The sequence below is a fragment of the Micromonospora sp. M71_S20 genome, from assembly GCF_003664255.1.
Lineage (GTDB): Bacteria > Actinomycetota > Actinomycetes > Mycobacteriales > Micromonosporaceae > Micromonospora.
Genome location: NZ_RCCV01000001.1, coordinates 625,137 through 638,567, shown reverse-complemented (window position 1 = coordinate 638,567; position 13,431 = coordinate 625,137). Strand labels below are relative to the sequence as shown.

Genomic DNA, 13,431 nt, shown 5'->3' with positions numbered 1-13,431 from the left:
ACCCCTCCCCGGATCGGAGTACGCCATGCGACGGCTGCCCACGGTCGCCCTGCTCGCCGCCCTGCTGATCGTCCCCGGCTGCGCCGCGCAGACCACCCCGGCGTCGCCCGCCCCCGCGCCGCCGGGCACAGCCGCGACCAGCGGGACCGCGATGAACGGCCTGGACGTGGTCTTCCTGGCCACGCTGGCGGCACACACCGAGCAGACGCTCGAGATGGTGCGGCTCAGCCGCGACCGGGTGACCGACCCGAAGCTGCGCACCCTCGTCGCCGCCATCGAGGTCACCGAGACCGACGAACTCGCCACCATGCGCGGCTGGCTGACGGACGCCGGACCGGCCGCCGCCGAGGCCGCCCGCCGGCACGACCACGGGCACCACGGGACCGCCGCCGAGGACATGGCACGCCTGCGGGCCGCCCCGGACGGCGAGGTCGACCGCGTCCTGCTCGACCTGCTCGCCCCGCACCAGGACGCGGCGGCCGACCTGGCCCGGGCGCACCAGACGGTCGGCGCCGACCCGCGCGTACGCGACTTCGCCGGGCGCGTCGAGCGGTCGCGTACGGCCGAGGTCTCGCTGATGGCCGGCCTGGCGCCGGGCCGGCGGGCCTGACCCTCCGGGCGCGCCGGCGTCGGCCGAGACCCGGCGAGCCGGCGCCCCGGAGGTCCGCCGGCCGCCGTCGTCGGAGCCGGGGCGCCTCAGGCGTCGGCGCGCGGCTCCAGCCGGATGGAGACGGAGTTGACGCAGTGCCGGGTGTCCTTCGGGGTGAAACCCTCGCCCCGGAAGACGTGCCCCAGGTGGCTGTCGCACCGGGCGCAGCGGATCTCGGTGCGGCTCATTCCCAGGCTGCGGTCCTCGATCTCCTTGACCGCGCCCGGGATCGCGTCGTCGAAGCTGGGCCACCCGCAGTGCGAGTCGAACTTCGTGTCGCTGGGGTAGAGCTGCGCGCCGCAGGCCCGGCAGTGGTAGGTCCCGGGTGTCTTCGTGTCGACGTACTCGCCGGTCCACGGGCGCTCGGTGCCGGCCTCCCGCAGCACCCGGAACTCCTCCGGGCTGAGCCGGACCCGCCACTCTTCCTCGGTACGGGGCAGTTCACTCTCGTCAAGACTCACCCGCCAACGGTACGCCGGACGTCGGGGGTGTGGCATATGGTCGCGCAATGGGTGGTACGAAGGCCGCGGCCGAACAGATCGAGGTGGCCGGGCGCGACGTCCGGCTGACCAGTCCCGATCGGGTGATCTTCCCGCAGCGCGGCTTCACCAAGGCCGACGTCTTCCACTACTACCTCGCGGTGGGCGACGGCATCATGCGCGCCCTGCGCGAGCGCCCCACCACGTTGCAGCGCTTCCCCGAGGGCGTCGAGGGGGAGGCGTTCTTCCAGAAGCGGGTGCCCGCGCGGGGCGTACCGCCGTGGGTGCAGACGGCCACGATCAGCTTCCCGAGCGGGCGCAGCGCGGCCGAGCTCTGCCCGGCCGACCTGGCCCACGTGGCGTGGGCCGCCCAGATGGGCACCATCGTGTTCCACCCGTGGCCGGTGCGTGCCGCCGACGTCGACCGCCCCGACGAGCTGCGCATCGACCTCGACCCACAGCCCGGCACCGACTTCGCCGACGCGGCCTCTGCCGCCGGCGAGCTGCGCGGGCTCCTCGACGAGCTGGGCGTCACCGGCTGGCCGAAGACCTCCGGCGGCCGTGGCGTGCACGTCTACCTGCGGATCGCGCCCCGTTGGACGTTCACCGAGGTGCGCCGGGCCACCATCGCGCTGGCCCGCGAGCTGGAGCGGCGGCGGCCGGAGCTGGTGACCACCGCCTGGTGGAAGGAGCAGCGGGGCGCCCGCGTCTTCGTCGACTACAACCAGATGGCCCGCGACCGCACGATCGCCTGCGCGTACTCGCTGCGGGCCAACGCCCGGGCCACCGTGTCCACCCCGGTCACCTGGGACGAGCTGCCCGACGTCGAGCCCGACGACTTCGACCTGCGCACCGTCCCGGCCCGGCTGGCCGAGCGCGGCGACCCGCACGCCGGCATCGACGACACCGCGTGGGACATCACCCCGCTGCTCGAGTGGGCCGACCGGGACGCCACCGCCGGCCAGGGCGACATGCCCTACCCGCCGGACCACCCGAAGATGCCCGGCGAGCCGAAGCGCGTGCAGCCCTCCAAGGACCGCGACCGCCCCCGCTGACGCCCCGCGCCGTCACCGCCGGTCGCCGTACGCCTCCACCGCCTCCTTGGCCGAGCGCAGGTCCGCGCCGGTCGCCTTCCGGTACGCGGCGATCGCCTTGATCTTGTCGCCCCGGGCCAGGTGCCGACCCACCTCGGGCGGCAGGGGCGAGGCGTCCACCACGCCCAGGTGGTCCATCACCAGCCGGAGCCGGCGCTCGATCTCGGCGAGCCGGTACGCGGTGCGCGCCTGCTCGGCCCTGCCCGGCAACTGGGCGACGAGCAGCGCGACGACGGCCGCCATCAGGGCGGTGAGGGCGATCTCCATCCGGTGATCGAAGCACATCCGCGCCACCGCGCTCCTCCGCTCGCCCGGCCGGCGACCCGGCGACCGGCCGGCGCCGCCGGATAACGATCAAGTAACGGGCGCGAACCTTTCCCGGCACGTCGCCCCTCTCCCTGATCGTCGGCCCGACAGCGGGCCAGGGGAGGGCATCGGATGAAGCTGGTGTGGAGGCGGGCCCGCGAGGCGCGTGGGCTGCTGCTCGCCGCGGTGGTCGCGGCCCTGGTGGCGGTCGCGTTGGTCACCGGGCTTTCTGACTACAACCGGCGGGCCGTCGAGGCGGGCCAGCGTGCCCTGCTCAGCGGGGCGTCGTTCGAGGAGCGCAGCCTCCTGGTCAGCGGCACGGCCGGCCGGGACGCGGCCGAGTTCGCCACCCGGGACCGGGCCGTCCGGGACGGGTTCGCCGCCGGCCTCGGCGGCGCGCCGGTCACCGTCGATGCCGCCCGCTACGGCGGTGGCCGCGAGCTGACCGGCGACCTCGGTACCGTGGTCCGCGACGACGACCCGGTCTTCGCCACCCTGGCGGCCCTCGACGACCTGCCCCGCCACGCCGAGCTGAGCAGCGGCGCCTGGCCCGCCCCGGGAACATCCCCGTTGCAGGTCACGCTGCCGGAGAAGGTCGCCGGCCTGCTCGGGATGACCGTCGGCGACCGGGTGCCGATGCTGGACCGCCGGTCCGACGAGGCCAGCACCGTGGTGCTCGTCGGGACGTGGCGGCCCCGCGACCCGGCCGACCCGTACTGGCGGCTGGCACCCGGGGTCGGGGCCGGCAGCGCCGCGGACGCCGGCACCTCGTACGGGCCGTTCGTGCTGGACCCGGCGGACTTCGTCGCCGCCTACCCGGGCTCGGTGTCGGCGTCCTGGGTCGTCGAGCCGGACCTCGCGGCGGCGGCCGGCGCGGGCCGGCTGCCCGACGTGCGGCAGGCGCTCACGGCGGCCCTCGCCGAGGTGCCCGAGGCGGCCGGGCTGGGCTCCTCCGGCCAGACCGTCACGGCGATCGACCGCCTCCTCGACCGCGTCACCCGGGCCGACCTGGTGGGCCGTTCCTCGCTGGCCACCCCGCTGCTGCTGATCGTCGTCCTCGGCGGGTACGCGCTGGTGCTCGTCGCCGCCCTGCTGCACGAGGACCGGCGCGGCCAGACCGCCCTGCTCCGGGCCCGGGGCGCCGCACGGCGGCAACTGGCCGGCCTGGCGGCCCGGGAGGCGGCACTGGTCGTCCTGCCCGCCGGCGTGCTAGGGCCCCTGATCGCCGGCGAGGCGCTGCGGCACGTGGGCACCGGCGGCGCGACCCCGCTGACGCTCGCCGCCGGCAACACCACGCTGGTCTGGGCCGCCGCGGCCGCCACCGCCGCCGGCTGCCTCGTCGCGATGGTCGTCCCGACGTTGCGGGGCGCCGGCACCTACGTCGCCGACATGGCGGCCCGGTCCCGGCCCACCCGCGCCGCGAGCGTCCAGCGGGCCAGCCTCGACCTGGTGCTGGTCGGCTTCGCGGTGCTGGCCTGGACCCAGCTGCGCCAGTACTCGTCGCCGGTCGCCGGGGCGGCCGGCCGGCTCGGGGTGGACCCGCTGCTGGTCGCGGCGCCGACGCTGGGCGTGCTGGCCGGCGCGGTCGTGGCGTTGCGGCTGCTGCCGCCCGCGACCCGGTTCGCCGAGCGGTTCGTCGACCGCAAGCCGTGGACCGCGACCATGTTCGGCATGTGGCAGGCGGGGCGACGCCCGCACGCCGGCCCGGTGCTGCTGCTCGCGCTCGCCGTCGGCGGCAGCACCCTGGCGTGGTCGCTGGTGACCACGGGCGAGCTGTCGCAGGCCGACCAGGCCGACCACACCGTCGGCGCCGACCTGCGGGTAATCGAGCGCACCGGCTCGGCGCCCGACGGCCGGGCCGGTCAGCTCGCCGCGCTGCCCGGCGTCGGCGAGGCGCTGCCGGCCTGGCGCGACGAGATCCGCCTCGGCCGCGCCGACCTGCCGACGACGGTGGTGAGCCTCGACGCCTCGGCCGCGGCCGACGTGCTGCGACTCAACGAGAGGCTGACCGACGAGCCGGCGGCGGCGCTGTTCGACCGGCTGACCCGGGCGCGCGGCGCGCCGACCGGGGTGGAGCTGCCCGCCGGCACCCGCTCGCTCACCGGCACGGTACGCACCCCCGTGCGCGACGCCGTCACGCCGCACCAGATCGGCCTCTGGGTGCTGCTGACCCGGGCGGACGGGCTGGTCTTCCGGCTTCCGGCGGGCAGCACCGGCAGCGACGGCCGGCCGGCGGCGTTCACCGTCGCCGTCCCTGCGGGGGAGGGCTCCGTACGACTGTCCGGTTTCGAGGCCGACGGGGGGAGCGCGCGCGGGCGGGCGTACCGCCTGGAGGTGTCGGACCTGCGGCTGGTCGGCGCCGACGGCACGGCCCGGCCGGCGTCGCTGGACGGCGACTGGGTGGCCGTCGACGGCCAGGGCAAGCCGGTCGGCGCGCCGGTCACGGCCACCGGCCTGAGCGCCGACTGGGAGGTCGAGTACCGGGCGGGCGGCCGGTTCGCGTTCCAGCCGCCGAGCCGGTTCGCCGTGGTGCCGGCCGGCGAGGACCGGCCGGTGCCCGCGCTGATGACCCCGGCCGTGCGCGACGCGTTGAGCCTGAAGGTCGGTGAGACGGTCGATCTCGTGCTGTCCGGCGCGACGGTGCCGGTCACGCTGGTCGGCGAGTTGGACGAGGTGCCGTCCACGGCCGGCGAGGGCGTGCTGCTGGACCTGCCGGCGGCGGCGGAGTGGCTGATCCGGGACCGGGGCGGCGTCCGACCGGTCGGGGAGTGGTGGCTGAGCACCGACGACGGCGGCCACGCCGAGGCGGCCCGCGCGGCGGCCGGACTGACCGACGCCACGCTGCTCGACCGGCGGGAGGTGGCCGCGCGGGCCGCCGACGACCCGTACTGGCAGGGGGCCCGCACGGGGTTGCTCGCCGCCGCGCTCGGCTCGGTGCTGCTGGCCCTGGTCGGCCTGATCGTCGACGTCTGGGCGACCGCCCGGCACCGGCTGGGGGAGTTCGCCGTGCTGCACACGCTCGGCGCCAGCCCCCGGCTGCTGGCCCGGGCGCTGCTGGCCGAGCAGACCTTCCTGGCCGGGATCGGCGTCGGTGTGGGCCTGCTGCTGGGCGCCGCGGTCGGCGCGACCATGGCCCCGCTGGTCATCCTCACGCCGTCCGCGGGCCGGCCGGTGCCGGAGGCCGCCTTCGTGCTGCCCTGGCTGCCCATCGGCCTGACCGCGCTCGGCCTGCTGCTGGCGGCACTCGCCTTCAGCGCGTTCATCGCCCTCGGCATCCGGCAGCGGGTGGCCGTGGCGCAGCTGCGGATCGGGGGAGACCGGTGACCGGGAGCGTAGGGACGACCAGGAGCGGAGACGGGGCGTGGTGAGCATCGGGGCGGTCGTCCGCCGGGTCCGGGCGTACGGCGGGCAGTTCCTGCTCCTCGCGGCGCTGACGCTGGTCGCCACGCTGGTGATCAGCGGGGTGCCCAGGATCGTCAACGGGCACGCCCAGGAGGGCCTGGAGGCCCACCTGGGTGCCGTGCCGCCGCAGCAGCGGGACGTGACGTACTCGTCCGGGCCGCTCGCCGCGGCGGACAACGGCACCTCCGTGGTGGCCGCGCACGAGGGCGACCTGGCGGCGATCGAGGGCGCGATGCCGCCGGTCGTCCGGCGGATGGTCGAGCAGCGGTGGTACGCCGGGGAGACCCCGGCCAGCCTGGTGCGGGGCCCGGACCTGGCGGCGAAGAACCTCCTGGTCCACCTCGGCCTGCGGTCCGTGACCGGGATCGAGGAGGCCGGCACGCTGGTCGAGGGACGCTGGCCGGCCGACACGCCGAAGGACCAGCCGGTGCAGGTGGCGCTGGCCGCGGACGTCGCCGGCAAGCTGAACCTGCGGCTCAACAGCCGGCTCACCCTCGCCGCGCCGGAGCCGCTCACCGCCGACTCCCCGCCCCCCACCCAGCTCACCGTGGTCGGCCTCTTCCAGCCCCGTGACGCCGCCGACGGGTTCTGGGACGGGCTGCCGCCGCTGCTGCGCATCGTCGAGCCGGTGGGGGACGGCCAACCCTTCATCGCCGTCGGCGTCGTCGACGGCGCCGCGCTGAACCGCCAGGCCGTCGCCGGCTGGCCGCTGACGTTCAGCTGGCGCTACCGCCTGGGCGCCGACGGCGTCGACGCCCGCGAGCTGGACCAGGTGATCGACGGCCTCCAGCAGATGACCCGGGAGGCGGGCGGCCGCAACCTCGTCCAGGGGCTGGACATCCCGCTGCGGCAGTTCTCCGCCGAGGTGGACAGCGCGCGGACGGTGCTCGGGGTCATCGCCGCGGGCGTACTGGCCACGCTGACCGGGCTCGTCGTGCTGGCCGCCGGCCTGCTGGTGCGCCGCCGCCGCTCGGAGTTCACGCTGCTGCGTGCCCGGGGCGGGGCGGCCACCACGAGCGCGGGCCGCAGCCTGACCGAGGCGCTGCTGGTGGTGCCACCCGCCGGCGCGCTCGGCTGGCTGGTCGGTGGCCTCGCCCCGGGGGCAGCGGGGGAGACCCTGTGGTTCGCCGTCGCCGCGACCGTCCTGGTGGCGTTCGCGCTGCCGGTGGCCACCCTCGCCGCGTCCAGGGGCGGTGCCGGTCGGCGCGACCTGATCCGGTCGCGCCCCTCCGCGCGTCGCCTCACGGTGGAGGCGGGCCTGCTGGTCCTCGCGGGCCTCGCGGTCGTGCTGCTGCGCCGCCGCGGCCTCACCCCCGGGGAGGTCGACCCGCTGCTGGTCTCGGTGCCGGTGCTGCTGGCCGTCGCGGCGGCGGTGGTCGCGATGCGGTTGTACCCGTGGCCGCTGCGGCTGGTCAGCCGGCTCGCGGCCCGGGCCCGGGGCAGCGTCGCCTTCCTGGGCACGGCCCGGGCCGGCCGCTCCGTCGTCGCCGTGCCGCTGGTGGTCGTCGTGCTGGCCATCGCGACCGCGGCGTTCTGCGCGGTGACGGCCGCCGGGATCGAGGCGAGCCGGGACCGGGCCGCCAGCCGGGTGGTCCCCGCCGACGCCCTGATCCTGGGGGACCGGATCGCCCCGGACACGGGCGCCGAACTGGAGCGGCTGCCGGGGGTCCGCGCCGCGAGCCCCGTGCTGTACGAGGCGGGCCAACGCCTGGCGAAGGACGCGGTCGGCACCGAGACCCGGCTCGGCGGGGTGACCGTGCTCATGGTCGACGGTCCGGCCCTGGCCCGGATCGTCCGCGAGTCCGGCGTCGACGTGACGGTGCCGGCGGCGCTGCTCGCCCCCGCCGGGGGAGGCGGCCCGCTGCCCGCGGTGGTCTCCCCGACGGTCGCCGCCGAGCTGGCCGCCGCCGGCCTCGACGGCTCCGCCTTCGTCAGTGCCCAGGGCCAGCGGTACGAGTTCCGGGTCGCCGGGCAGGCGGAGAGCTTCCCGCTGCTGCGCGCCGACAGCAGCCGGTTCGTCGTCCTGCCCTGGCAGTCCCTGCCCCGGCGGGACTACGCCGCCGTGCCGACCGGCTTCCTCGTGGCGGGCGACGACCTGGACGGCGACGCGCTGCGCCGGGCCGGCGATGCGGGGCAGTCCCGCTTCCAGACCGGCGGGGCGGTCACCGGCCGGGAGCGCCCGCGCGGCGTGGAGGTGCTGACCTTCGCGGACACCCGCCGGCAGGTGGGTGAGGGCGGCGCGAACGGGGTGCTGGCCTTCGGCTTCACCGCCGGCGCGGCCGGCGGGACGGCCCTCGGCCTGCTCGCGATCGCCTTCACGGTGCTCGCCGGCGCCCGTGAGCGCGGCCAGGTGCTCTCCCGGCTGCGCACCCTCGGCCTGTCGCGACGCCAGTGGCGCGGGCTGCTGCTGGTGGAGCTGGTCCCGTTGGTGGGCGTCTCGGTGGTGACCGGTGCGCTGGTCGGCACGGCCCTGCCGCTGTTGCTCACCCCGGTGCTCGGACTGTCCGCCTTCACCGATGGCGTCGAGGTCCGGGTCGCGTTCGAGCCCGGCCTGGCGGCCGCGGTCGTCGCGCTCGGTGCGCTCGCCCTCGGCTTCGCGGTCGCCGTCGAGGCCCTGAACAACCGCCGGATGCGCCTCGGCGAGGTGCTCCGGCTCGGAGAGGAGAACTGACAATGACCGCTACCGCGGAGACCACCGCCGTGCCGGATCTGGCCGCCCTGCAACAGCGGGCCGCCCAGCGTGCGGCCGAGCGGGCCGGCGGCCGGGACCGGTTGCGCGGGCACATCGTCTGCGACGGGCTGGTCCGGATCTTCAAGACCGAGGGGGTGGAGGTCGTCGCGTTGCAGGGGCTCGACCTGGTCATCGACCGGGGTGAGCTGGTGGCGATCGTCGGCGCCTCGGGTTCCGGGAAGTCGACACTGCTGAACATCCTCTCCGGGCTGGACACGCCCACCGCCGGCATCGCCCGCGTGGGGGAGTACGACCTGCTCAACCTCTCCACCCGGCGGCGACTGAGCTACCGGCGGAACATGGTCGGATTCGTCTGGCAGCAGACCGGCCGCAACCTGCTGCCGTACCTGACCGCGCTGGAGAACGTCGAGCTGCCGATGCGGCTCGCCGGGCGGCGCGGCGGCCGCCGGGCCCACCGCGAGCGGGCCCGGGAACTGCTCGACATGGTCGGGGTCAGTCACTGCGCCGACCGGCGGCCCGGGCAGCTCAGCGGCGGCGAGCAGCAGCGCTGCGCGGTCGCGGTGGCGGTGGCCAACGATCCCGAGGTCCTCTTCGCCGACGAGCCGACCGGTGAGCTGGACGAGGCGACCGGAGCCGACGTCTTCGCGGCGCTGCGCACCATCAACGCCGAACTCGGCGTCACCATCGTGGTGGTGACCCACGACCACGCCGTGGCCGACCAGGTCCGCCGGACCGTCGCGATCCGCGACGGCCGGACCGCCTCCGAGGTACGCCGGACCGCGCGGATCGGCGCGGACGGCAGCACCGAACTGGTCAGCGAGGAGTACGCCGTGCTCGACCGCAGCGGCCGGATGCAGCTGCCGGCGCCGTTCGTGGACGCGTTGTCGCTGCGCGACCGGGTGCGGCTCAACCTGGAGCCGGACCACGTGGAGGTGCGCCCGGGCGACCGACCGCAGGACGAGCGCGAGACGCCGCGATGAGCGGGCGGATCGTCGTGGCGGTGAACGGGCGGGAAGCCGGCGCGGCGGGCGGGCGGAAGGCCGTCGCCGTGAGCGGGCGGGGCATCAGTCGGAACCGCGTGGTCGACTCGGTCGACCGCGCCGAGCACAGCGGGGCGGGATCATGAGCGAGCGCGACGTGACGCGGGACGGACGGTCGGCCGGGACGGTGGCGGGCGCCACCGTCACCGACGAGGTGGTCCGGGTGGAGGGGGTCAGCCGCACGTTCGGCCGCGGCGAGCACGCCGTGCACGCCGTACGGGACGTGTCGTTCTCGGCCGGGCGGGGCGAGCTGGTGGCCGTGCGGGGTCGCTCCGGTGCGGGCAAGACGACCCTGCTGAACCTGGTCGGCGGGCTGGACCGGCCCGACTCGGGCCGGGTGGTGGTCGCCGGGTACGACGTCACCGGCGCCGGTGAGAAGGAGCTGCTGGAGCTGCGCCGCGGCACGGTCGGCTTCGTGTTCCAGACCTTCGGGCTGGTGCCGATCCTGTCCGCCGCCGAGAACGTCGGCGTACCGCTCCGGCTGGCGCGGGTCCCCGCGGCCGAGCGGGAGGAGCGGGTGGCGGTGCTGCTCGAGCTGGTGGGCCTCGGCGGGCACGCGGGCCAGCGCCCGTACGAGCTCTCGGGCGGGCAGCAGCAGCGGGTGGCGGTGGCGCGGGCCCTGGCCAACGAGCCGGACCTGCTGATCGCCGACGAGCCGACCGGTCAACTCGACTCCGAGACCGGCCGGTCGATCATGGACCTGCTCCGGGCGGTCGTGCACGCCCGAGGCATGACCGCGCTGGTCGCCACCCACGATCCGGCTCTGATCGACCTCGCCGACCGCGTCCTCACCCTCCGCGACGGCCACCTCCTCCCCACCTGAAACCACTCCCACCACCCCCTCCACGCCCCCCGCCCGCCCCGCCCAGCCCTGCCTGCGCCGCCCGCCCCCGTCCGCGTCGCCCGGCCCCACCCGCGTCGCCCGCCCCCTGTCCGCGTCGCCCGGCCCCACCCGCATCGCCCGCCCCGTCCGCGTCGATCATGCAGTTGTGGTGGGAGCTCTCAGCTACTTCACCCCTTTCGTCGGGCACCACAACTGCATGATCGACGGGCTGTGGGGCGACGGGCTGTGGGGCGACGGGCTGTTGGGCGACGGGCTGTTGGGCGGCGGGCTGTGGGGCTGCGGCCGTGGGCGGCGGGGCTGCGGCCGTGGGGCGGCGGGGTGGCGCTGGGCTGGGCGGGAGAGGGGGAGAGGCGGGTTAGAGGGGGAGCTTCATGCCCTCGTGGGTGGGGAGGAAGCCGAGGTCGAGGTAGAAGCGGTGGGCGTCGTGGCGGGTCTTGTCGGTGGTGAGCTGGACCAGGGCGCAGCCACGCTGCTTCGCCTGGTCGACCGCCCAGGTGATCATCTGCCGGCCGAGGCCCTGCCCCCGTAGGTCGGAGCGGACCCTGACCGCCTCGATCAGCTGCCGCTCCGCGCCGTGCCGGCCCAGCCCGGGGATGTAGGTCAGCTGCATGCAGCCGAGCAGCTCACCGTCCGCGTCGGCCACGATCAGCTGGTTGCGCGGGTCGGCGTCGATGTCGGCGAACGCCTTCTCGTACCGGGCGTCGACCTCCGTGAAGTCGCGGGTCCTGCCGAGCACGTCGTCGGCGAGCAGGGCGATCACGGCGGGCAGGTCGGCTCGGACGGCCTCCCGGAAGATCACGTCACTCATGCCGCTCAGCGTGGCACAGTGAGCCGGACCGATGGGCAGGCAGCGCTGGCGTACGGGGGGCAACATGACTGTCCATGGACGTCCTGCTGTTGCCGTTCCGGTTGATCTACCGGGGGCTGGTCTGGTTCGCCAACTCCCCCCGTACGTTGATCATTTCCTACCTGCTGATGATCGTGGTGGCCGGCGTGATCTACGGCCACGTGGAGAAGCGCAGCCCGGCGGACGCCGTCTGGTGGGCGGTGGTGACCGCGTCCACCGTCGGCTACGGCGACATCTCCCCGGTGAGCTGGCAGGGCCGTACCCTCGCCGCGCTGCTCATCTCGACCATGGTGCTGCTGGTCATCCCGTTGATCACCGCGCACTTCGCCAGTCAGCTCATCGTCGACGACGACGCCTTCGAGCACGAGGAGCAGGAGCAGCTCAAGGCCGACGTGCGCCGGATGCGGGCGCTGCTGGAGGAGATCGCGGCCCGGCAGGGCATCGACCTGCCCGACCTGCCGCCGGAACGACCGGTCAGCGGGCCGGGCAGCGCAGCCCATCCCTGGGCACGACCAGGTCGATCAGGTAGGCGTCGACCGCCCGGGTGATGCAGGAGGTCTGCGGGTACGCGGTGTGCCCCTCGCCCTCCCAGGTGAGCACCCGGCCCACGCCCAGCATCGCGGCCAGCGCCGGGGTCTGCTCGTAGGGCGTCGCGGGGTCGCCGGTGGTGCCCACCACCAGGATCGGCGGCGCCCCGGCGGCCGGGCCCGTCGGGTACGGGTCGCGCCCCCCGGGCCACTCGGCGCAGGAGAGCAGGCCGACGGCCAGGGCCGGCCCGAACAGCGGATACTTCGCCCGCCACTGCGACTGGAGCTGCCGGATGCGTTCCCGGCTCGGCTTCTGCTCCTCGTCGGCGCAGTTGACCGCCAGGTTGGCGTCGAACATGTTCGAGTAGTGCCCGTCGGAGTCCCGGTCGGCGTACGCGTCGGCGAGGCGGAACACGTCTGCCGGGTCGCCGCCCTCCAGCTTGTCGATGGCGCGGGCCAGCTCCTGCCACCCCGACTCCGTGTAGAGCGACGAGATGATCGCGTAGAAGACCCAGCCCGCGGTCGCCTCCCGGCCGTCGTCCCCGCGCACCGGGGACACCCGCGCCTTGTCGATCGCCGAGGTGACCGCCGCCCGGGCGTCGGGGGCGATCGGGCAGCGCCCGGCGTTGGCCGCGCACCACGTGGTGAAGTTGCCGAAGGCCCGCTCGAAGCCCTTGGCCTGGCCCTCCGAGCCGGCGATCAGGTCCTGCTTCGGGTCGACCGCGCCGTCGAGGACCAGCGCCCGTACCCGCTGCGGGAAGAGCTGGGCGTAGGTGGCCCCGAGCAGGGTGCCGTAGGAGTAGCCGAGGTAGGTCAGCTTGTCGTCGCCGACGGCGGCGCGGACCGCGTCCATGTCCCGGGCGGCCTGCTCGGTGCCGTAGAGCGGCAGCTGGTCGCCGTAGCGGTCGCCGCAGCCGCGCCCGATCCGCTGGCTGAGCGCGACGAACCCGTCGAACGACTCCTGGCTCTCCGGGTCGGGGTCGTAGCCGAAGCTGGCGTCCAGGTCGGCGTCGGGGATGCACTTGACCGGGCTGGAACGGGACACCCCGCGCGGGTCGAAGCCGACGATGTCGAACCGGTCGGTGACCGAGGCGGGCAGGCCGCCGAACGCCGGGCCGAAGGAGAGGTAGACGGCCGTGTCCACGCCGGAGCCGCCGGGCCCGCCCGGGTTGATCACCAGCGAGCCGATCCGGTCGCGCTGCTTGGTCGACCGGGCCCGCAGCAGCGCGATCTCGAAGGTCTGCCCGGCGCCCGGCCCGGCGGTGGCCCCGCTGCCCGGGCCCGTGCCCCAGTCGCGCGGCACCTTGATCCGCGCGCACTCGTAGCGGATGTTCGGCGCGCCGCGCCCGACCAGCTCCTCGGCCACCTCAGGGCAGGCCCGCCAGGTGGGCGCCGTGCCCGGGGCGGCGGCCTCGCCGCCGGCCTCCGTCCGAGGGGCGATCGTCGGGATGGTGCAGCCGGCGGCGACCAGCGCGGCGGCGGCCAGCCCGGCGAGGGTGAGCCGGAACCGGCGGATCCGGTCGGGGGTGCGGGTCACGAGCGGGCCTCCGT

Annotated in this window: 11 protein-coding genes; 7 read left to right on the top strand and 4 right to left on the bottom strand. The window is 75.8% G+C overall.

Going from position 1 to position 13,431, the window contains the following annotated elements; translation table 11 throughout:
• Positions 1 to 25 precede the first annotated feature (25 nt).
• Positions 26 to 610 (top strand): DUF305 domain-containing protein, encoded by a 585-nt coding sequence (locus DER29_RS03000; RefSeq protein WP_121395915.1) that lies wholly within the window; start codon positions 26 to 28, stop codon positions 608 to 610.
• Positions 611 to 696: 86 nt separating this feature from the next.
• Here the strand turns inward: DER29_RS03000 and msrB are convergent, their stop codons facing one another.
• Positions 697 to 1,110, bottom strand: a complete 414-nt coding sequence (gene msrB, locus DER29_RS02995) for a peptide-methionine (R)-S-oxide reductase MsrB (RefSeq protein ID WP_101414752.1) — start codon at positions 1,108 to 1,110, stop codon at positions 697 to 699.
• A gap of 47 nt (positions 1,111 to 1,157) precedes the next feature.
• On the opposite strand from msrB, the gene ligD reads away from it, so the two are divergent.
• Positions 1,158 to 2,183, top strand: coding sequence for a non-homologous end-joining DNA ligase (gene ligD, locus DER29_RS02990; protein WP_121395914.1), 1,026 nt, complete (start codon positions 1,158 to 1,160; stop codon positions 2,181 to 2,183).
• A 12-nt stretch (positions 2,184 to 2,195) separates the two neighbouring features.
• Here the strand turns inward: ligD and DER29_RS02985 are convergent, their stop codons facing one another.
• The gene (locus DER29_RS02985) at positions 2,196 to 2,489 is read right to left on the bottom strand and encodes a hypothetical protein (RefSeq protein WP_148709970.1); all 294 of its coding nucleotides are present in this window, start codon (positions 2,487 to 2,489) and stop codon (positions 2,196 to 2,198) included.
• A 171-nt stretch (positions 2,490 to 2,660) separates the two neighbouring features.
• On the opposite strand from DER29_RS02985, the gene DER29_RS02980 reads away from it, so the two are divergent.
• From DER29_RS02980 to DER29_RS02965, 4 genes are all read left to right on the top strand, one after another.
• Positions 2,661 to 5,852 carry an FtsX-like permease family protein gene (locus DER29_RS02980; RefSeq protein ID WP_121395912.1) on the top strand — a complete coding sequence of 1,064 codons (3,192 nt, stop codon included), beginning with the start codon at positions 2,661 to 2,663 and terminating at the stop codon, positions 5,850 to 5,852.
• Positions 5,853 to 5,889: 37 nt separating this feature from the next.
• Positions 5,890 to 8,601, top strand: a complete 2,712-nt coding sequence (locus tag DER29_RS02975; protein ID WP_233599623.1) for an FtsX-like permease family protein — start codon at positions 5,890 to 5,892, stop codon at positions 8,599 to 8,601.
• 2 nt (positions 8,602 to 8,603) lie between these two features.
• Positions 8,604 to 9,602, top strand: coding sequence for an ABC transporter ATP-binding protein (locus DER29_RS02970; RefSeq protein WP_121395911.1), 999 nt, complete (start codon positions 8,604 to 8,606; stop codon positions 9,600 to 9,602).
• A gap of 142 nt (positions 9,603 to 9,744) precedes the next feature.
• On the top strand, positions 9,745 to 10,485 hold the full coding sequence (locus DER29_RS02965) for an ABC transporter ATP-binding protein (RefSeq protein ID WP_233599622.1): 741 nt from the start codon (positions 9,745 to 9,747) through the stop codon (positions 10,483 to 10,485).
• 376 nt (positions 10,486 to 10,861) lie between these two features.
• On the opposite strand, the gene DER29_RS02955 is transcribed toward DER29_RS02965, so the two are convergent.
• Positions 10,862 to 11,314: a GNAT family N-acetyltransferase gene (locus DER29_RS02955; protein WP_121395909.1), complete on the bottom strand. Its 453-nt coding sequence runs from the start codon at positions 11,312 to 11,314 to the stop codon at positions 10,862 to 10,864.
• A gap of 74 nt (positions 11,315 to 11,388) precedes the next feature.
• Between DER29_RS02955 and DER29_RS02950 the strand changes: the two genes are divergently transcribed.
• The gene (locus DER29_RS02950) at positions 11,389 to 11,901 is read left to right on the top strand and encodes an ion channel (protein WP_121395908.1); all 513 of its coding nucleotides are present in this window, start codon (positions 11,389 to 11,391) and stop codon (positions 11,899 to 11,901) included.
• Here the strand turns inward: DER29_RS02950 and DER29_RS02945 are convergent.
• Positions 11,828 to 13,417, bottom strand: a complete 1,590-nt coding sequence (locus DER29_RS02945; protein ID WP_121395907.1) for an alpha/beta hydrolase — start codon at positions 13,415 to 13,417, stop codon at positions 11,828 to 11,830. The two genes, DER29_RS02950 and DER29_RS02945, sit on opposite strands and share 74 nt — an antisense overlap.
• Positions 13,418 to 13,431 lie beyond the last annotated feature (14 nt).